The organism is Variovorax sp. 22077 (assembly GCF_052044195.1).
GTDB lineage: Bacteria > Pseudomonadota > Gammaproteobacteria > Burkholderiales > Burkholderiaceae_C > Variovorax > Variovorax atrisoli.
Genome location: NZ_JBQEQC010000025.1, coordinates 69,672 through 86,861, shown reverse-complemented (window position 1 = coordinate 86,861; position 17,190 = coordinate 69,672). Strand labels below are relative to the sequence as shown.

Sequence of the window (17,190 nt, the reverse complement as noted above, 5' to 3'; positions counted from 1 at the left end):
CCGAGTTCACGGTGCTCCATCTCGGCCTGGGCTCGTTCCACCGCGCCCACCAGGCCGTGTACCTGCAGCGGCTGATCGACGCGGGCGACACCCGCTGGTCGATCTCCGGCGCCAACATCCGGCCGGACATGGCCGAGGTCGTCGCAGCGCTCGAGGCGCAGGGCGGGCGCTACACGCTCGAAACCGTCTCCCCCGCGGCCGAGTACCGCTACGAGGAGATCTCCGCGATTCGCGAGGTGCTGCCCTGGGAGCCCTCGCTGGCCAAGGTGATCGCGCGCGGCGCGGCGCCCTCGACGCGCATCGTGTCCTTCACCGTGACCGAGGCGGGCTACTACCTCGACGACAAGGGCAGGCTCGACCTGTCGTTCCCCGACCTTGCGGCCGACGTGGAGCGCGCGCGCCGCGGCGAAAGCGGCGAGACCGAAGGCAAGGGCGTGACGATCTACGGCGCCGTCTGCGCCATCCTGCGTGCGCGCAAGGCCACGAACGCGGGCCCGCTGACGCTGCTGAACTGCGACAACCTGCGCCACAACGGCGACCGCTTCCGCGCCGGCCTGCTGGAATTCATCGAACTGGCGGGCGATGCCGATCTGCTTGTATGGGTGAAGGCGAACACGCGCTGCCCGAACGCGATGGTCGACCGCATCACGCCGCGCCCGCCGCCCGAACTGCGCGCCCGCGTGAAGGCTGCCACGGGTCGCGACGACGCGGCCGCCATCACCGGCGAGAGCTTCATCCAGTGGGTGATCGAGGACGACTTCGCGGCCGGCCGGCCCGACTGGGGCCGCGTGGGCGTGCAGCTGGTCGAGTCGGTGCAGCCTTATGAAGAGGCCAAGATCCGCATCCTCAACGCCACGCACAGCTGCGTGGCCTGGGCGGGCACGCTGGTGGGGCTCGGCTTCATCCACGAGGGCACGCACGACGCGGCCATCCGCAAGATGGCCTACGACTACGTCACCGACGACGTCATTCCCTGCCTGACTCCCAGCCCCATCGACCTCGCGGCGTATCGCGACGTGGTGCTCGACCGCTTCGGCAACCCCGCCATCCGCGACACCAACCAGCGCGTGGCGGCGGACGGCTTCTCGAAGATCCCTGGCTTCATCGCGCCGACGGTGCGCGAGCGCCTCGCGGCCGGCCAGCCCATCGAGAGCGTGGCGATGCTGCCCGCGCTGTTCCTGGCCTTCCTGCAGCGCTGGCACAAGGGCGCGCTGCCCTACGCCTACCAGGACCAGGGCATGGACGAGGCCGTGGCGCACGCGATCTGCGACGCTGCAGATCCTGTGGTCGCACTGTGTTCCGACGTGGGGCTGTGGGGCGACATCGCGGGCGACCAGCGCCTGATCGACGCCGTGCGTCGCGCGAACGAACGCGTCGCGCGCTTCGTGCAGGCCGCTTCGGGGCACAGGCCATGAGCGGCCGGCTGCAGGGCAGGCACGTGCTGCTGACCGGCGCTGGCGGCGGCATCGGGCTGGCCGTGGCCGCGGCCTGCATCGGCGAGGGCGCGCGCTGCACGGTGATCGACCGTGCGCCCGCCGCTCCCGAGGCCGTGCGCGCACTGCAGCAGCGCCACCCCGACGGCCTCGCCTACATCGCGGCCGACGTGACCGACACGCAGGCCATCGCCCACATGCTGGCCGAGGCGCAGGTCGCCTTCGGGCCGATCCACACGCTGTTCAACAACGCGGCGGTGTTCGACCTCGCCCCCCTGCTCGACAGCGACGAGGCCTCGTTCGACCGTCTCTTCGCCGTCAACGTGAAGGGCATGTTCTTCGTGATGCAGGCGGTGCTGCGCCACATGGTGGAGGCCGGCACGCAGGGCGCGTCGGTCATCAACATGGCCTCGCAGGCCGGGCGGCGCGGCGAGGCGCTGGTGTCGCACTACTGCGCAACCAAGGCGGCCGTCATCAGCTACACCCAGAGCGCCGCGCTGGCCATGGCGCCGCACGGCATCCGCGTCAACGGCATCGCCCCCGGTGTGGTCGACACGCCGATGTGGGACCATGTCGACAGCCTGTTCGCCAGGGCCGAAGGACTGCCGCCCGGAGAGAAGAAGCGGCAGGTCGGCCTGGCGGTGCCGCTCGGACGCATGGGCGTGCCGGACGACATCGCGGGGGCGGCGGTGTTCCTCGCCAGCGACGAGGCGCGCTACATCACGGCGCAGACCCTCAACGTCGACGGCGGCAACGTCATGAGCTGAGACCCGATGAACCAAGACTTCCACCTGTACCTCGACAGCGCCGACATGGCCGAGCTGCAGGCCTGCCTGCCGCACCCCGTGGTGCACGGCGTGACGACCAACCCGACGCTGCTCAGGCGTGCCGGCATCGGCCGCGCCGGCGTGCCCGGCCTGCTGCGCCGCTGCATCGAGCTGGGTGCCAGGCAGGTGCAGGCGCAGGTGTATTCGCAGGACGCCGACGGCATGCTGGAGGACGCGCAGGCGCTGCTCTCGCACTTCGCGCCCGGCCAGCTGGTGGTGAAGATCCCGGCCACGCGCCAAGGCCTGGCGGCCGGCGCGCGGCTCATCGCGCAGGGCGTGCCGGTCACCTGGACGGCGGTATACGCGCCCGAGCAGGCGCACTTCGCAGCACAGCTGGGTGCCGCCTATGCCGCACCGTACCTGGGCCGGCTGGAAGACTCCGGCGCCGACGGGCTGGGGCTGATCGCGCAGATGCAGGCGCTGGTGGCGCAGCGGCCCGCGTCGGGCACGCGGCTGCTGGTGGCCAGCATCCGCTCGCGCGAGGCCTACCTTTCGCTGCTGAAGATCGGCGTGGGCGCGATCACCATCCCGCCGCGCCTGTTTTCCGAGCTGCTCGATCATCCCGCCACGCTGGCCGCTGAAAGCGGCTTCCTGGCCGACGCGCGCGACCTGCCCTGATCCAGAATCCAGCCATCATGCGCATAGCACTCACGGGCGAAGCCCTCATCGATTTCACCGCCAGCGAGGCTGGCAACCTGGCGTTCCTGGGGCACGAGGGCGGCTCGCCGCTCAACACGGCCGTGGCCTGTGCGCGGCTCGGTCAGCCGACGGGCTTTCTCACGCAGCTGTCCACCGACCTGTTCGGCGAGCGGCTGATGGGCTTCCTGCAGCGCAACGGCGTGGACACCAGCTTCATCCTGCGCAGCAACGCGCCTTCGACGCTGGCCTTCGTCGAGCGCACCCCGCAGACCAACCGCTACGCCTTCTATACGCAAGGCAGCGCCGACGCCACCTGGGCGCCCGAGCCGCTGCCGCAGCTGCCGGCTGAATGCCGCTTCCTGCACTTCGGCTCGATCTCGCTGCTGCAGGACCCGGCCGCCGCGCGCATCGCCGACCTGATCGCGGCCAACCGCGGGCAGCGCGTGATCGTGTTCGACCCGAACGTGCGGCCCAGCCTGATCTCCGACATGGCCGCCTACCGCGAGCGCGTGCACGGCTGGTTCGGCATGGCCGACCTGGTCAAGCTCAGCGACGAGGACGCCGCGCTGCTCGCGCCCGGGCAGCCCGTCGATGCGCTGGCCGCCGAGTGCCTGAAGGCCGGCGCGCGCGCCGTGATCGTCACGCGCGGCGGCGACGGCGCGACGCTCTGGCGCACGGGCCATGCGCCGCTGAGCGTGGCGGCGCCGCGCGTCACCGTGGTCGACACCATCGGCGCGGGCGACACCTTCACGGCTGGTCTGTCGGTGGCGCTGCTCTCGCACGGCATCGAGCAGCCCGGTCAGATCGACGGGCTGGCCGACGAAGACTGGAAGGCCGTGATGGGTTTCGCCGCCACCGCCGCCGCCCTCAACTGCACCCGCGAGGGTGCCGATCCACCGACGCTGGAGGCGGTTCACGCCGCGCTGGCGAAGGCACAAAATACCGCTGTTGCTGCTGCTTCCCGGCCCTGAGCCGTGCTGCCATCATGACGACGTCCACCCGCAAGCGCTCGATTCCCCGCCAGCGCCAGCCCGAACTGGAGCGCGACTTCGCGCGGTCGCCCTCGCTGGGCTACGAAGCCCCCGAAGAAACCGGCCTGGTGCGCTGCCTCGCGCACGGCTTCCCGAGCCCGCTGGTGCGATGGCACTTCCATGAGGACTACGAGCTTCACCTGATCACCGAGACATCGGGCAAGGCCTTCATCGGCGACTGGATCGGGCCCTTCCAGCCGGGGCACCTGGTGCTGTGCGGGCCGCGGCTGCCGCACAACTGGATATCGCTCGACGTGCCCGAGGGCGGTGCGGCCGGGCGCGACCGCGTGATCCAGTTCCGCCACGAGCCCATCGAGCATGCGGCGCAGCAGATTCCCGAGCTGCGCGAGGTGATGCAGCTGCTGGAGCGGGCGCGCCACGGCATCGAGTTCTTCGGCATGTCGCAGCAGGCGCAGTCGCACTGGGACCGCATCAAGGCCGCGCGCGGCGTGCGCCGCCTGGGCCTGTTCCTCGACTTCATGGCCGACCTGGCGCAATGCACCGACTACCGGCTGCTGTCGAGCGTGCAGATGCAGGGAGCGCAGGGCGCCGACGGCGATGCGCAGGTCGACCAGATCAACGGCATCGTCAACCGCATCACCAACAACATGGCCGAGCCGATCTCGATGTCGGACGTGGCGGCCGAGCTGGGCATGAGCGAGAGCCGCTTCAGCCGCTTCTTCAGGCGCTCCACCGGCAACAGCTTCACCGATTTCGTCAACCGCGTGCGCATCAACAGCGCCTGCCACCTGCTGATGCAGACCGACCACTACGTGACCGACATCTGCTACCAGGTGGGCTTCAACAACGTGGCGAACTTCAACCGCCGCTTTCTCGAGATCAAGGGCATGACGCCGAGCGAGTTCCGCAAGCAGGCCGACACGCGCTTCGGGGTATGAGTTTCTCCCCCAGGCTGCGCGCACTTCGTGTCACTTCGCCGACCCTCTCTCGGGGCAACACCGCAGGCCCGGCAAAGCCGGTTCCTCGGTGTTCCTTGAAGGGAAAGCGGGTTCTTCGTAAGTCCGCCGCGCGAAAGCACGGCAATCTGAACAAACAAGGGGTTCATCTTGTATCTGGGACTCGACCTCGGCACGTCCGAGCTCAAGGCGCTCTTGCTCGCCGACGACCACCGCATCGTGGGCGTGGCCCGTGCACCGCTCACCGTCGAACGGCCGCAGCCGCTGTGGTCGGAGCAGGCGCCGCAGCAGTGGTGGCAGGCGCTCGAAGAAGTGATGCGTGCGCTGGGCAAGTCGCATCCCGAAGAACTCGCGGCGGTCCGCGCCATCGGCCTGTCGGGCCAGATGCACGGCGCCACGCTGATCGACGAAGCAGGCGAAGTGCTGCGCCCCGCGATCCTGTGGAACGACGGCCGCAGCGGCGCCCAGTGCGAGGCGCTCGCGCGTGCCGTGCCCAGGCTCGGCGAGATCGCGGGCAACCTCGCGATGCCCGGCTTCACCGCGCCCAAGCTGCTGTGGGTGCGCGAGCACGAGCCCGAGGTCTTCGGCCGCGTCGCGCGCGTGCTGCTGCCGAAGGACTGGCTGCGCTTCATGCTCAGCGGCGAGGCCGTCAGCGAGATGTCGGACGCCGCGGGCACGCTGTGGCTCGACGTGGGCGCGCGCGACTGGTCCGACGAGCTGCTCGCTGCCACCGGACTGACGCGTGCGCACATGCCGAGGCTGGTGGAGGGCAGCGAGGTATCGGCACAGCTCAAGCCCGATCTGGCTGCGAGATGGGGCCTGCGCGACGGCGTGAAGATCGCCGGTGGTGCCGGCGACAACGCGGCGAGCGCGGTCGGCATGGGGCTGGTCGAGCCGGGGCAGGGCTTCGTCTCGCTCGGCACCTCGGGCGTGGTGTTCGTGTCGACCGACCGCTTCCTGCCGAACCCCGCGCAGGCGATGCATGCCTTCTGCCATGCGCTGCCGAAGCGCTGGCACCAGATGTCGGTGATGCTCTCGGCCGCCAGCGCGGTGAGCTGGGCCGCGAAGACCTTCAGGTTCGCCGACGAGGCGGCGCTGCTCGAAGCCGCCGCAAGCGTTCCGCCGGCGCAGCGCGAACGCTGCCCGCTGTTCCTGCCGTACCTCTCGGGCGAGCGTTCACCGCACAACAACCCCAACGCGCAGGGCGTGCTCTTCGGGCTCACGCATGCGCACGGGCCGGCGGAGATCGCCTATGCCGTGGTCGAGGGCGTGAGCTTCGGCCTGCGCGACGGCTTCGACACCCTGCGGCTGCCGGAAGACATGCCGATGCGCGAGATGGCGCTGGTCGGCGGCGGCGCCCGCAGCGTGTGGTGGGGGCAGTTGCTGGCCGACATCTTCGGCGTGACGCTCACGCTCTATGCAGGCAGCGAGACGGGCGGCGCGCTGGGCGCGGCGCGGCTGGCCTGGCTGGCGGATGGCGGCGACGTGGCCGAGGTGTGCACGCTGCCGCCGGTGAAACAGAAGTTGATGCCGTCGGCCGAAGGTGCCGATCTCCGCAGGACAAGGCACGCGCGCTTCCAGGCCCTGTACAAGTCCCTGCGAGACCAGTTCCAGTAACCGGCACGATTGCCACGACCATGAAAAAAGCCCGTCGCAGACGGGCTTTTTTCATTTCGCGGGACACCGCGGATCCGGCTTGGCCGGTCCGCAGGTGTCGCCCCCGGTAGGGGGTAGGCGTAGCGGACACGAAGTGCCGCGCAGCCTGGGGGCGAGCAATTACATGCCCATGCCGCCCATGCCACCCATGCCGCCCATGTCGGGCATGCCGCCGGCCGCAGGAGCGTCGTCCTTCGGAGCGTCAGCCACCATGGCTTCGGTCGTCAGCAGCAGCGAGGACACCGAAGCGGCGTTCTGCAGTGCGGTGCGGGTGACCTTCGTCGGGTCCAGGATGCCCAACTCGAGCATGTCGCCGTACGTGTCGTTGGCGGCATTGAAGCCGTAGTTGCCCTTGCCGGCCAGAACCGCGTTCACCACCACCGAGGCTTCGCCGCCGGCGTTGTTCACGATTTCGCGCAGGGGAGCTTCGATGGCCTTCAGCACCAGCTTGATGCCGGCGTCCTGGTCGGCATTGTCGCCCTTGACCTTGTCGCCCACGGCTTGCTTGGCACGCAGCAGAGCCACGCCGCCGCCGGCAACCACGCCTTCTTCCACTGCAGCGCGGGTGGCGTGCAGGGCGTCTTCGACGCGAGCCTTCTTTTCCTTCATTTCGACTTCGGTGGCAGCGCCGACCTTGATCACGGCAACACCGCCGGCCAGCTTGGCCACGCGCTCTTGCAGCTTCTCACGGTCGTAGTCGCTGGTGGCTTCCTCGATCTGCACGCGGATCTGCTTCACGCGGGCTTCGATGTCCGGAGCAGCGCCCGAGCCGTCGATGATGATCGTGTTTTCCTTGCCCACTTCGATGCGCTTGGCCTGGCCCAGGTCGGCCAGGGTCACCTTCTCGAGGGTCAGGCCCACTTCTTCGGCGATGACCTTGCCGCCCGTCAGGATGGCGATGTCTTCCAGCATGGCCTTGCGGCGGTCACCGAAGCCAGGAGCCTTGACGGCCACGACCTTCAGGATGCCGCGGATGGTGTTCACCACCAGCGTAGCCAGGGCTTCGCCTTCGACTTCTTCAGCGATGATCAGCAGCGGACGGCCGGCCTTGGCAACTTGCTCCAGCGTGGGCAGCAGGTCGCGGATGTTGCTGATCTTCTTGTCGAACAGCAGGACGAACGGGTTGTCCAGGATCGCCGATTGCTTCTCGGGGTTGTTGATGAAGTAGGGCGACAGGTAGCCGCGGTCGAACTGCATGCCTTCAACGACGTCCAGTTCGCTGTCCAGCGACTTGCCGTCTTCCACGGTGATCACGCCTTCCTTGCCGACCTTGTCCATCGCGTCGGCGATGATCTTGCCGATGGTTTCGTCGCTGTTGGCCGAGATCGAGCCGACCTGGGCGATTTCCTTCGACGTGGTGGTGGGCTTGGAAGCCTTCTTCAGCTCTTCGACCAGGGCAGCCACTGCCTTGTCGATGCCGCGCTTCAGGTCCATCGGGTTGATGCCGGCGGCCACGTACTTGAAGCCTTCGCGAACGATGGCTTGAGCCAGCACGGTCGCGGTGGTGGTGCCGTCACCGGCGTTGTCGCTGGTCTTGGAGGCCACTTCCTTCACGAGCTGGGCGCCCATGTTCTGGAGCTTGTCCTTCAGTTCGATTTCCTTGGCGACCGACACGCCGTCCTTCGTGACGGTGGGGGCGCCGAACGAGCGCTCGAGCACCACGTTGCGGCCCTTGGGGCCCAGGGTCACCTTGACTGCGTTGGCGAGGATGTTCACACCCTCGACCATGCGTGCGCGGGCTTCGCCGCCGAAGACTACGTCTTTTGCTGCCATGTTCTATTACTCCGAATGGGGATCTGTTGAATTACTTCTCGACGACCGCGAACAGGTCGTCTTCCTTCATGACGAGCAGCTCGTCGCCGCCGACCTTGACGGTCTGGCCGCTGTACTTGCCGAACAGGACGCGGTCGCCGACCTTCACGGTCAGAGCGGCCAGTTCGCCCTTGTCGTTGCGCTTGCCCGGGCCCACGGCCAGGACTTCACCCTGATCGGGCTTCTCGGCGGCTGCGTCGGGGATCACGATGCCCGATGCGGTCTTGGTTTCGCTGTCAACACGCTTGACGATCACGCGATCGGCCAAAGGACGAAGTTTCATTGCATCTCCTGGATGTATGGATAAGAAACGGGTTTGTGGTCGGGTGCCGGACCGGAGACCGGCAGCCCATCGACTGGAAGCGAGGCCGTTGTTAGCACTCATCAGCAGCGAGTGCTAATCATAAGGGCAATCGATGACGTTTCAAGGAAGGGAAAGTGGTGGGAGCCGGCTTGCCGTCGTCCGTGAGAATCAGGGACGCTACGACCCCTCCATTTTTACCAGGGTAAAAATGGAGGAATGGAGAAATCGCTCCCGTCCGTGCTGTTCAAATCTTGGACAGCGGCACCTGCAGATTGGCCAGCTGGCCCGCATCCACTGTCGTCCCGCGCTCGATCAGCCGCCGGGCGAATCGCAGATCGCGCGCCGCGTTCGGGCCCAGCGCCGCGACGACCTTGCCGGCGTCCAGGAAGAACACGACGAAGCTGTCGCCTTGCATATCGCCGCGCACCACGGCCAGATGCTCCGGTGCGGGCATGCCGAATATCTGGAGGTTGATGCCGTACTGGTCCGACCAGAACCACGGCAGCGGCTGGTGATTCACCGCGATGCCCAGCGCGGAGCGCGCGGCCGCGATGCCTTGCTCCTGCGCGTTCTGCCACGATTCCAGCCGCATCCGGCGCCCGGCGCGTTCGCAGTGCCAGACGGCGACATCCCCGGCGGCGAGGATGTCGGGGTCGGAGGTGAGGCATTGCGAGTCGACCACCACACCGCCCTCGCACTGCAAGCCCGCCTCGCGCGCGAGTTCGTCGTTGGGGACGAGGCCGATGCCGGCCAGCACCGCGTCGCAGGCCAGCGTGCGCCCGTCGACGAGCGTGGCGATCAGCCCGGCGCCGCCTTGCGTCTGCGCCAGGCGCTCGATGCCCATGCCCAGCTCGACGCGAACACCGTTCGAGGCGTGAAGCCGCAGCAGGTAGGCAGAAATTTCCGGCGGCACTGTGCGCTCGCAAAGCCGCTGCATCGCTTCCACCACGGTGACGTCGAGCCCCTTTCTGCGGGCGGTCGCGGCCACTTCGAGCCCGATCCATCCTCCGCCGACGATCAGCAGCCGCCTGCCCGGCATGAGTGCGGCGCCCAGGGCCGCGGCGTCGTCCAGGTTGCGCAGCGTAAAGACGCCCGGCAGCTCTGCCCCGGGGATGCCCAGCCGCCGCGCGCGGCCGCCGGTGCACAGGATCAGCTTGTCGTATCCGACGACGTCGCCGCCGCGCAGGTGCAGCTGCTTCGCCGCCCGGTCGATGCGCGTCGCGCTCGCGAGCGGGCGCCAGTCCAGCTCCAGTGTGTCGAAGGCTTCGGGCTTCTGGAGCCGGGTCGTTTCCGGCAGGGCTTCTCCGGCGAGCACGGCTTTCGACAGCGGCGGGCGCTCGTAGGGGCGATGCGCCTCGTCGCCGATCAGCACGATCCTGCCGCCGAAGCCTTCGCTGCGCAGCGTCTGCGCCGCCCATCCGCCGGCCTGGCCGGCGCCGACGATCGCGATCGTCTTCTCATCCGCGCTCATCGCTTGCTCCAGCAGGGGTCAGTCCAGCGAGAGAAAGACCCGCCCGCCCTCGATCTTCACGGGATAGGAGCGGATCGCCTCCGTCACCGGCGCGCAGGTGGGCGCGCCGTTGCGCACGTCGAACTTGCCCTGGTGCAGCGGGCACTCGATCTCGTGGCCCTCGAGAAAGCCTTCGCACAGGCGGGCGTGGCCATGCGTGCAGAGGTTGTCGGTGGCGTAGACCTCGCCCTCGACGCTGTAGAGCGCGACGTCGCGGCCGGCCACGAGGACGCCGATCACGTCGTCCGCGGGCACGTCGCCGAGTGCGGCGGCATCGGTCCATTGCAGGTCACTCATGGCAGTCCTCAGATCGGGTAGATGACGGAGTTCGGGATCATCTCGCTGTCGTAGATGACCTGGCGCGAGGCGAACTTCAGGCCCTCTTCGGTGCGCACCACCACGTCGATGTAGCGGCCCACGCTGAAGACGCTCGAGAGCTCCGAAAGCTTGGTGCGGAAGACCGCGTAGTTGGCCTCCGACTCGATGCGCCCCGGCTCGGCCTTCAGCACCACCGGCGCGCCCACCACGTGGCGCTGGTAGTACGGGTCGTGGAAGAGGGTCTCGCGGATGCCGTAGACACGGTCCTTCAGCATGCCCTTGCTCTCGAAGGAGAGCGTCGCGAGCGGGAAGCCGCGGTCGTGGTTCTCGCGCGGCTGCAGCCGGTAGCTGCAGTCTTCGGTGAAGAACTCGGGCCACAGCTCCCACTGGCTGGAACTCACGGCCTGGGCGTAGCGGGCATAGAGCTGGGAGAGCTCGAAGTATTCCTGGAAGTCCATCGCTCAAGCCTCCATCACCTTGCGCCAGTACTCGTACATGCCCCGGATCAGCGTCTCGGTGACCATGTGGTCCGTGTCGCCGACCTCGCGGCCGCCGAGCTCGGCCAGCGTGCGGTGGAAGGGCTTCTGCTCGAAGCCCTTCTGCGAGAGCTCGATCACCTCGCCGTCGTCGGCCGACACGAAGCCCGCGGGGCCGAAGAGATTGGCCTGGCGCAGGCGGCGCCGCGTCATCTCCTCGGTGTCGTCCTCGAAGCCGAAGTGCGTCCACACGAAGTCGAAGGCTCCGGGCCCGCTGGGCTGGATGTGCCGCGTCGAGACGCTGTTGACCTGCTGCTGCAGGATCACGCTCGGAAAGAGCGTCATCATCACCGCCGTCGGGCCGCCCCACCATGGCTCGGGCACGATGTCGAGGAAGCGGTCGTCGTTGAGCTTCATGCTTTCCTTGAAGCTCGAAACCTGCGTCACCTGCTCGGCCTTGCCGCTCGCGCCGCGCGTGGAGATCATGGCCGCGTGGCGGTGGTGCCGGTCCATCTTCAGTTCCGACTTGTTGTCCGCGCGCCAGAGGCCGAAGGTCACGAACCAGGTGTGCAGCAGGCCGGGGTGGTACGGGTCCTTGATGTTTTCCTGCATGAGCTTCCAGTTGCCCGGAATGCGCTGGCGGTTGTAGCCGAGGATGGTGAGCTTGCGGCCGTTGAAGAGCCGGTCGAAGTAGCCCAGGATCTCGGGCCCCATGAAGTCCTCGAGCGATTCGACCTCGGGGTCGAAGGAGGCGAAGACCACGCCGCCGCGCCGCGCCACCTTGAGCTTGTTGAGTCCGTGCTCGGCGGGCTTGAAGTCTGCCGGCATGCCGCCGTTGACCTTGCCGTCCTGCTTCACGCCGCGGCGGAAGGGCACGCCCTGCAGGTCGCCCGCTAGCGTGTAGTTCCACTGGTGATAGGGGCAGGTGAAGCCGCCGTCCTTGCGGTTGCCGTGCCGCTCGCGGCAGAACTGCATGCCGCGATGGGCGCAGACGTTCTCCACCACGCTGATGGAGTCTTCGGCATCGCGCACCATGATCACCGAGCGCTCGCCCACCACCGTGCGCTTGAAGTCGCCGACCGCCGGAATCTCGGCCTCCAGGCCGACGTAGCTCCAGTGGTTTCGGTAGAAGAAGCGCTCCAGCTCCTGGCGGTGCAGGTCGGCCTCGGTGTAGGCCATGAAGGGGATGCGGCTGGTGCCCTGGCTTTCCCAGTGGATCTTCTGCGGGAAGACCGCCGATGCGGTGTCGTCCATTCCTGTGTCTCCTTGGCCGTCCCCGGGGGAGGGCGGCGTTTGTCTCTCGTGGGTGCATCGATGATCCCCACTCGGCTGTCATCGCTCAATAGAATGTTGTCAATAGTTCATATTGATTTCAAGAATGTGAGACGCCGCCGATGGAGCTGAAGGACATCGATCTCAACCTCCTGGTCGTCTTCCAGCAACTGCTCGTCGATCGCAGGGTCTCGAAGGTGGCGGCCAGCCTCGGCCTCTCGCAGCCGGGCGTGAGCAATGCGCTCGCGCGGCTGCGCAAGCTCACCGACGATCCGCTCTTCCTGCGCACGCCCGGCGGCATGGAGCCCACGCCGTATGCGCAGCAGCTCGCCGAGCCGACGGCGCGCGCGCTGCAGGTCATCCATGCCGCGATGAACCGGAAGGCCTCGTTCGATCCGGCCACCTCGAAGCGCGCCTTCACCGTCGGCATGACGGACATCGGCGAGATCTACTTCCTGCCCAGGCTGATGAAGGAGATCGCGAGGGTCGCGCCCAATGTCTCGCTGAGCACCGTGCGCAACACCGCGGTCAACCTGCAGGACGAGATGGAGGCGGGCCACGTCAACCTCGCGATCGGCCTGCTGCCGCAGCTGAAGGCGGGCTACTTCCAGCGCAGGCTCTTCAGGCAGCACTACGTGTGCATGTTCCGGCGGGGCCATCCGCTGGACGGCCGCAAGAAGGTGTCGCTCGAGGACTTCTCCGCCGCCGACCACGTCGTGGTGGTGTCGGCGGGCACGGGCCACGGCAACGCCGACGAGTTTCTCGACCGCAAGAAGATCACGCGCAAGGTGGTGCTCACCGTGCCGCACTACGTGGCCGTGGGCCATATCCTGCACGACTCCGACCTCGTCGCGACGGTGCCGGAGAAGCTCGCGCAGGCCCTGGCGGGGCCCTTCGGGCTCTCCTACGTGCGACACCCGGCGAAGCTGCCGGAGATCGAGATCAACCTGTTCTGGCACGGCCGCTTCCACAAGGACCCGGCGATCGCCTGGCTGCGCTCGCTGATCATCGGCCTGCACGGCGAATGCGCCGCGGCGCAGGGGCAGGGCCGCAAGGACGGCTGATCCGCAGCCGATCCGCAGCGGGTCTAGAGCTGGTCGGTCGGCACGAACCAGGAGAACAGCAGCAGCTGCAGCCGCGTTAGCATGCTCGAGTCGGGTTCGCTGTCGAGCACCTCGTTGTTGACGTCGCCGGTGCCGACCCACTGCACGTTCTGGCCGTCGGGCTTGAGCGTGACGCGGTAGACGCCCTCGATGTCGTCGAGCTGGTAGGCATAGAGCAGCGCCTGCGTCAGGTCGAAGCTGCGCACGCGCACGCCGAACTCGGTGTTCAGCCGGGCGGAGCGCGGGTCGAGATTCATGGAGCCGAGCAGCACCCACTGCCTGTCGACCAGCGCCAGCTTGGCGTGCAGCCGCCCGCGCGCCTTCTTGAGCAGCGTGCGGAACTGGTCGCTGCGCTTGAGCTGCTGCGTGCTCACCTCGTACAGGTTCACGCCCAGCTTGAGCATGTCGACGCGGTAGCGGTTGTAGTTGATGTTGACCAGCGGCTCGTCGCTGTCGGCCAGCGAGTTGGTGATGACGGTGATGCTCACGCCAAGCTCGCGGCCCATGCGGATGCGCTCCATGCCCTCGTCGCCCGGAATGAAGTAGGGCGAGATCACCACCACGCTCGAACGGGCCGTCGCCAGCGTCTCGTGGAAGCGCTGCGCCAGCGGCTCGACGGGTTGGGCCATCACGCCCAGCGCCTTGTTGGGGCTGTCGGCGGAGGCGTGCGCTTCTGCGCGCATCCACTTCGCTTCGTCGATGTCGGCGAGCTGTACGCCCAGCGGCGGGTCGCCGAGCACGTCTGAGACGGGCAGCGGGTCTGGCGCCGGGGCGTGGGCGGGGGAGGTGGCTTCCTCGAAATCTTCCTTCAGCGCCTGCGGCGTGCGGCTGGTGCCGGCCACCCGCTGCAGGGGGTAGACCACGTCGCTGTTCCAGTAGGTGTCGAAGATGGCGGCCGATTCGGGCACCACGGGGCCCGCAAGGAGCAGCTCGAAATCGATGAAATTCGCGCTGTCGCTGCGCAGGAAGTACTCGTCGGCAAGGTTGCGTCCGCCCGCGATGGCCATTGCGCCGTCGGCCACGAACAGCTTGTTGTGCATGCGGTGGTTGAGCCGGCGGAAGTCGGAGAAGAACTCCAGCCAGCGCCCGGAGGAGTGGTCGCGGGCGTTCACGAAGGGGTTGAAGAGCCGCACCTCGGCGTTGGGCTCGGCGGCCAGGCCGAGCAGCAGGCGGTCCATGCCGGCCGTGTAGAAGTCGTCGAGCAGCAGCCGCACGCGTACGCCGCGGCGCGCGGCGTTGCGCATCTCGCGCAGCAGCAGGCGGCCGGTCTTGTCGTTGCCGAGCTGGTAGGTCTGGATGTCGAGCGACGACCTGGCGCGCCGCATCAGCTCCAGCCGCGCGTCGAGTGCGAAGGAGGCCTCGATCAGCGGCCGCATGCTGTTCAGGCCGTCGGGCGGGTTGTTGAGGCTGAGGGCCGCGCGGCCCAGTTCGGTGGAAGGCGAGGCCGGAATGGCCAGCGTGGGCACCTCGGGCGTGCGCGGCGGCAGGCCGGCGCAGCCGGTGAGCGCGGCGGCCGCCACGAGCGCCATCAGCCGCAGAGCCGGACCGCGAAATGCGGGAAACAGAAGGGCGATGAGCTTGAGCATGAAGGCTGCCAACGCACGGGAAGCGTGCGGGCGGCATGGTAGCCGCTTCGCCTTCGCGCAGAAGACGCAATTTCGCAACGCAACGCCCTTCGCTCAGGGCGGTGATTCGGGGAAGCGGAAATATGTCACGCCTAAAATGCGAATCGTTCTTATTAATTTATAGAGGAGTAGAGCGGGAATGAAGAGGTTGGTGGCGCGGCGCAAGGTCGCATCGGTGCTGGCGGGATGCCTGGCTGTCTATACACAACACCAGGCGCTGGCCCAGGCGACTAACGAGGCCTCGCTGCCCGAAGTGCGGGTCGATGCCGGGGCCGAGACGGCGACCACGCCGGTGATCGGCTACCGCGCGAAGAACGCCGTCACCGCCACCAAGACCGACACGCCGCTCGCGGAAACGCCGCAGTCCGTCACCGTGGTGACCCGGGACCAGATGGTCGACCAGGGCGCGACCAACCTGCAGGATGCGCTCACCTACGCCGCCGGCGTGCGCTCGGACGCCTACGGTATCGATTCGCGCTCCGACAGCTTCCTGGTCCGCGGCAGCGACGCGACCATCTACCTCGACGGGCTGCAGACCTATTCCTCCGGCTGGTACACCTCGACCGCACGGCCCGACCCCTACACCCTGGAGCGCCTGGAAGTGCTGCGCGGGCCTGCGGGCATGCTCTTCGGAGCGGGCAATGCGGGTGGCGTGGTCAACATGGTCAGCAAGCGGCCCCAGCAGGAGACCTACCGCGAAGTGGGGGTGCAGCTCGGCTCCTTCGGCCGCAAGCAGGTGCAGGCCGACCTGACCGGTGCGCTGACGGCGGATGGCGACTGGTCCTACCGGCTCATCGCGCTGCACCGCAAGTCGGATACGCAAGTCGACTATGTGCCGGACGACCGCTCGCTCGTCATGCCGTCGCTCACATGGCGCCCGAGCGCCGCGACCTCGCTGACGCTGCAGGCCCTGTGGCAGAAGGACAAGACCGGCAGCACCTCGCAGTTCTTCCCCTGGAAGGGCACGATCCTGCCGAACATCAACGGCCCGCTGCCTTCGAGCCGCTTCATCGGCGAGCCCGGCGACGGCTATGACACCGAGCGCAAGACCTTCGGCTGGCTGTTCGAGCACAAGTTCGACGACCGCTGGACCTTCCGGCAGAACTTCCGCGCGTCGCGCACCTTCAACGACTCGCACTACCACTACGCAGATTCCTTCTCCGAGCCCGGCGGCTGGTCGCTGGATCCGCTGGGCCAGCGCCTGCTGGGCCGCTACAACGGAAAGTCGCTGGCCTGGACCAGCATGGCCGGCATCGACAACCACGTCGAAGGCCACTTCGATACGGGCTCGGTGCGCCACACGCTGCTCGTGGGCGCGGAGTACTCCCGCCAGCGCCAGGACAAGACAGAAGGCTCCGCCTACAGCGCCATCGACGCCTATGCGCCGGTCTACGGCATCGGCTACGTGCCGGTCACCGAGCTGATGCGCAAGCCCCGCACCACGCAGCGCAACGCCGGCATCTACGTGCAGGACCAGATGAAGTGGAACAACTGGATCTTCGTGGCCGGTCTGCGCCATGACCGCAGCACCGCCGGCACGGCGGGCAGTGCCTCGGAGACCACGAGCGCCACGTCGCGCCGCCTCGGCGCGATGTACATGCTGCCCTCCGGCTGGTCGCCATATCTCAGCTACACGGAATCCTTCACTCCGCAGGGCGGCACCGATCTGAACGGCAGGCTGTTCAAGCCACTGCGCGGCGAACAGGTCGAGGCCGGCGTCAAGTACCAGCCGCAGGGCTCGCCAACGAGCTTCACCGCCTCGGCCTTCTCGCTCAAGGAGAAGAACCGCATCGTCTCCGACAGCACCAACCCGAACTACGGCCGCCAGGTCGACGCGACGAAGAACAAGGGCGTCGAGCTCGAGCTCAAGACCACCCTGGCGCGCGACTTCGACCTCATCGCCAACTACACCTACATCGACGTCGACCACAAGCTCATCGACACGCCGCGCAACCAGGTGTCGGTGTGGGGCAAGTACCGCTTCTCGATCGCGGGCGTGCCTGGCTTCTCCGCCGGCGCCGGCGTACGCTACATGAGCGGCTTCCGCGACGTGGACGGCGCGGGCGCGGGGCCCTACGTGCCGTCGGTCGCACTGCTCGACCTGATGCTCGCCTACGAGTCGGCCAAGTGGCGCTACGCCCTGAACATCAACAACGCGACCGACAAGACCTACTTCAGCACCTGCCTCGCGCGTGGCGACTGCTGGTACGGCGCGCGCCGCAACATCGTCGCCAGCGCGACCTACCGCTTCTAGAAACCTTCCCTCG

Annotated in this window: 15 protein-coding genes; 8 read left to right on the top strand and 7 right to left on the bottom strand. The window is 67.9% G+C overall.

The annotated features are described in order from the left end of the window. Positions 1–11 precede the first annotated feature (11 nt). The 6 genes from dalD to xylB all read left to right on the top strand — a co-directional run bounded on the left by dalD (position 12) and on the right by xylB (position 6,464). The gene (gene dalD / locus ACTJLF_RS28535; protein ID WP_132752558.1) at positions 12–1,415 is read left to right on the top strand and encodes a D-arabinitol 4-dehydrogenase; all 1,404 of its coding nucleotides are present in this window, start codon (positions 12–14) and stop codon (positions 1,413–1,415) included. Further along, entirely contained in the window at positions 1,412–2,200 is a 789-nt protein-coding gene (locus tag ACTJLF_RS28530) for an L-iditol 2-dehydrogenase (RefSeq protein ID WP_132752329.1), read from the top strand. The genes dalD and ACTJLF_RS28530 overlap by 4 nt, the downstream gene beginning before the upstream one ends. Before the next feature lie 6 nt (positions 2,201–2,206). Next, on the top strand, positions 2,207–2,878 hold the full coding sequence (locus ACTJLF_RS28525) for a transaldolase family protein (protein ID WP_132752330.1): 672 nt from the start codon (positions 2,207–2,209) through the stop codon (positions 2,876–2,878). Between the two features lie 17 nt (positions 2,879–2,895). After that, entirely contained in the window at positions 2,896–3,870 is a 975-nt protein-coding gene (locus tag ACTJLF_RS28520) for a carbohydrate kinase family protein (protein WP_126182650.1), read from the top strand. Between the two features lie 14 nt (positions 3,871–3,884). Beyond that, complete coding sequence (locus tag ACTJLF_RS28515) at positions 3,885–4,829, top strand: AraC family transcriptional regulator (protein ID WP_019654461.1); 945 nt, start codon at positions 3,885–3,887, stop codon at positions 4,827–4,829. Positions 4,830–4,997: 168 nt separating this feature from the next. Next, a complete protein-coding gene (gene xylB, locus ACTJLF_RS28510; protein ID WP_132752331.1) occupies positions 4,998–6,464 on the top strand; it encodes a xylulokinase in 1,467 nt (488 codons plus the stop codon). Between the two features lie 159 nt (positions 6,465–6,623). Here the strand turns inward: xylB and groL are convergent, their stop codons facing one another. The 6 genes from groL to ACTJLF_RS28480 form a co-directional block, all read right to left on the bottom strand. Beyond that, a complete protein-coding gene (gene groL, locus ACTJLF_RS28505) occupies positions 6,624–8,276 on the bottom strand; it encodes a chaperonin GroEL (protein WP_019654459.1) in 1,653 nt (550 codons plus the stop codon). A gap of 31 nt (positions 8,277–8,307) precedes the next feature. Then, positions 8,308–8,598: a co-chaperone GroES gene (locus ACTJLF_RS28500; protein WP_007835162.1), complete on the bottom strand. Its 291-nt coding sequence runs from the start codon at positions 8,596–8,598 to the stop codon at positions 8,308–8,310. Between the two features lie 265 nt (positions 8,599–8,863). Continuing rightward, positions 8,864–10,090: an FAD-dependent oxidoreductase gene (locus tag ACTJLF_RS28495; protein ID WP_132752332.1), complete on the bottom strand. Its 1,227-nt coding sequence runs from the start codon at positions 10,088–10,090 to the stop codon at positions 8,864–8,866. Between the two features lie 18 nt (positions 10,091–10,108). Next, positions 10,109–10,426 carry a non-heme iron oxygenase ferredoxin subunit gene (locus ACTJLF_RS28490; RefSeq protein WP_019654457.1) on the bottom strand — a complete coding sequence of 106 codons (318 nt, stop codon included), beginning with the start codon at positions 10,424–10,426 and terminating at the stop codon, positions 10,109–10,111. An 8-nt stretch (positions 10,427–10,434) separates the two neighbouring features. After that, complete coding sequence (locus tag ACTJLF_RS28485) at positions 10,435–10,905, bottom strand: aromatic-ring-hydroxylating dioxygenase subunit beta (RefSeq protein WP_019654456.1); 471 nt, start codon at positions 10,903–10,905, stop codon at positions 10,435–10,437. A 3-nt stretch (positions 10,906–10,908) separates the two neighbouring features. Continuing rightward, a complete protein-coding gene (locus ACTJLF_RS28480; protein ID WP_132752333.1) occupies positions 10,909–12,177 on the bottom strand; it encodes an aromatic ring-hydroxylating dioxygenase subunit alpha in 1,269 nt (422 codons plus the stop codon). Between the two features lie 140 nt (positions 12,178–12,317). Between ACTJLF_RS28480 and ACTJLF_RS28475 the strand changes: the two genes are divergently transcribed. Beyond that, positions 12,318–13,259, top strand: coding sequence for a LysR family transcriptional regulator (locus tag ACTJLF_RS28475; RefSeq protein ID WP_132752334.1), 942 nt, complete (start codon positions 12,318–12,320; stop codon positions 13,257–13,259). Positions 13,260–13,282: 23 nt separating this feature from the next. Here the strand turns inward: ACTJLF_RS28475 and ACTJLF_RS28470 are convergent, their stop codons facing one another. Further along, on the bottom strand, positions 13,283–14,884 hold the full coding sequence (locus tag ACTJLF_RS28470; protein WP_132752335.1) for a phospholipase D family protein: 1,602 nt from the start codon (positions 14,882–14,884) through the stop codon (positions 13,283–13,285). 178 nt (positions 14,885–15,062) lie between these two features. On the opposite strand from ACTJLF_RS28470, the gene ACTJLF_RS28465 reads away from it, so the two are divergent. Beyond that, positions 15,063–17,177, top strand: a complete 2,115-nt coding sequence (locus ACTJLF_RS28465) for a TonB-dependent siderophore receptor (protein ID WP_132752336.1) — start codon at positions 15,063–15,065, stop codon at positions 17,175–17,177. Positions 17,178–17,190 lie beyond the last annotated feature (13 nt).

Excerpts from the sequence above, each read along its gene's own strand:
- ACTJLF_RS28520 (WP_126182650.1), top strand. The coding sequence starts at position 2,896 with ATGCGCATAGCACTCACGGGCGAAGCCCTCATCGATTTCACCGCCAGC.
- ACTJLF_RS28525 (WP_132752330.1), top strand. The coding sequence starts at position 2,207 with ATGAACCAAGACTTCCACCTGTACCTCGACAGCGCCGACATGGCCGAG.
- ACTJLF_RS28480 (WP_132752333.1), bottom strand. The coding sequence starts at position 12,177 with ATGGACGACACCGCATCGGCGGTCTTCCCGCAGAAGATCCACTGGGAA.
- ACTJLF_RS28490 (WP_019654457.1), bottom strand. The coding sequence starts at position 10,426 with ATGAGTGACCTGCAATGGACCGATGCCGCCGCACTCGGCGACGTGCCC.
- ACTJLF_RS28500 (WP_007835162.1), bottom strand. The coding sequence starts at position 8,598 with ATGAAACTTCGTCCTTTGGCCGATCGCGTGATCGTCAAGCGTGTTGAC.
- groL (WP_019654459.1), bottom strand. The coding sequence starts at position 8,276 with ATGGCAGCAAAAGACGTAGTCTTCGGCGGCGAAGCCCGCGCACGCATG.
- ACTJLF_RS28495 (WP_132752332.1), bottom strand. The coding sequence starts at position 10,090 with ATGAGCGCGGATGAGAAGACGATCGCGATCGTCGGCGCCGGCCAGGCC.
- ACTJLF_RS28465 (WP_132752336.1), top strand. The coding sequence starts at position 15,063 with ATGAAGAGGTTGGTGGCGCGGCGCAAGGTCGCATCGGTGCTGGCGGGA.
- ACTJLF_RS28475 (WP_132752334.1), top strand. The coding sequence starts at position 12,318 with ATGGAGCTGAAGGACATCGATCTCAACCTCCTGGTCGTCTTCCAGCAA.
- ACTJLF_RS28530 (WP_132752329.1), top strand. The coding sequence starts at position 1,412 with ATGAGCGGCCGGCTGCAGGGCAGGCACGTGCTGCTGACCGGCGCTGGC.
- ACTJLF_RS28485 (WP_019654456.1), bottom strand. The coding sequence starts at position 10,905 with ATGGACTTCCAGGAATACTTCGAGCTCTCCCAGCTCTATGCCCGCTAC.
- ACTJLF_RS28470 (WP_132752335.1), bottom strand. The coding sequence starts at position 14,884 with ATGCTCAAGCTCATCGCCCTTCTGTTTCCCGCATTTCGCGGTCCGGCT.
- ACTJLF_RS28515 (WP_019654461.1), top strand. The coding sequence starts at position 3,885 with ATGACGACGTCCACCCGCAAGCGCTCGATTCCCCGCCAGCGCCAGCCC.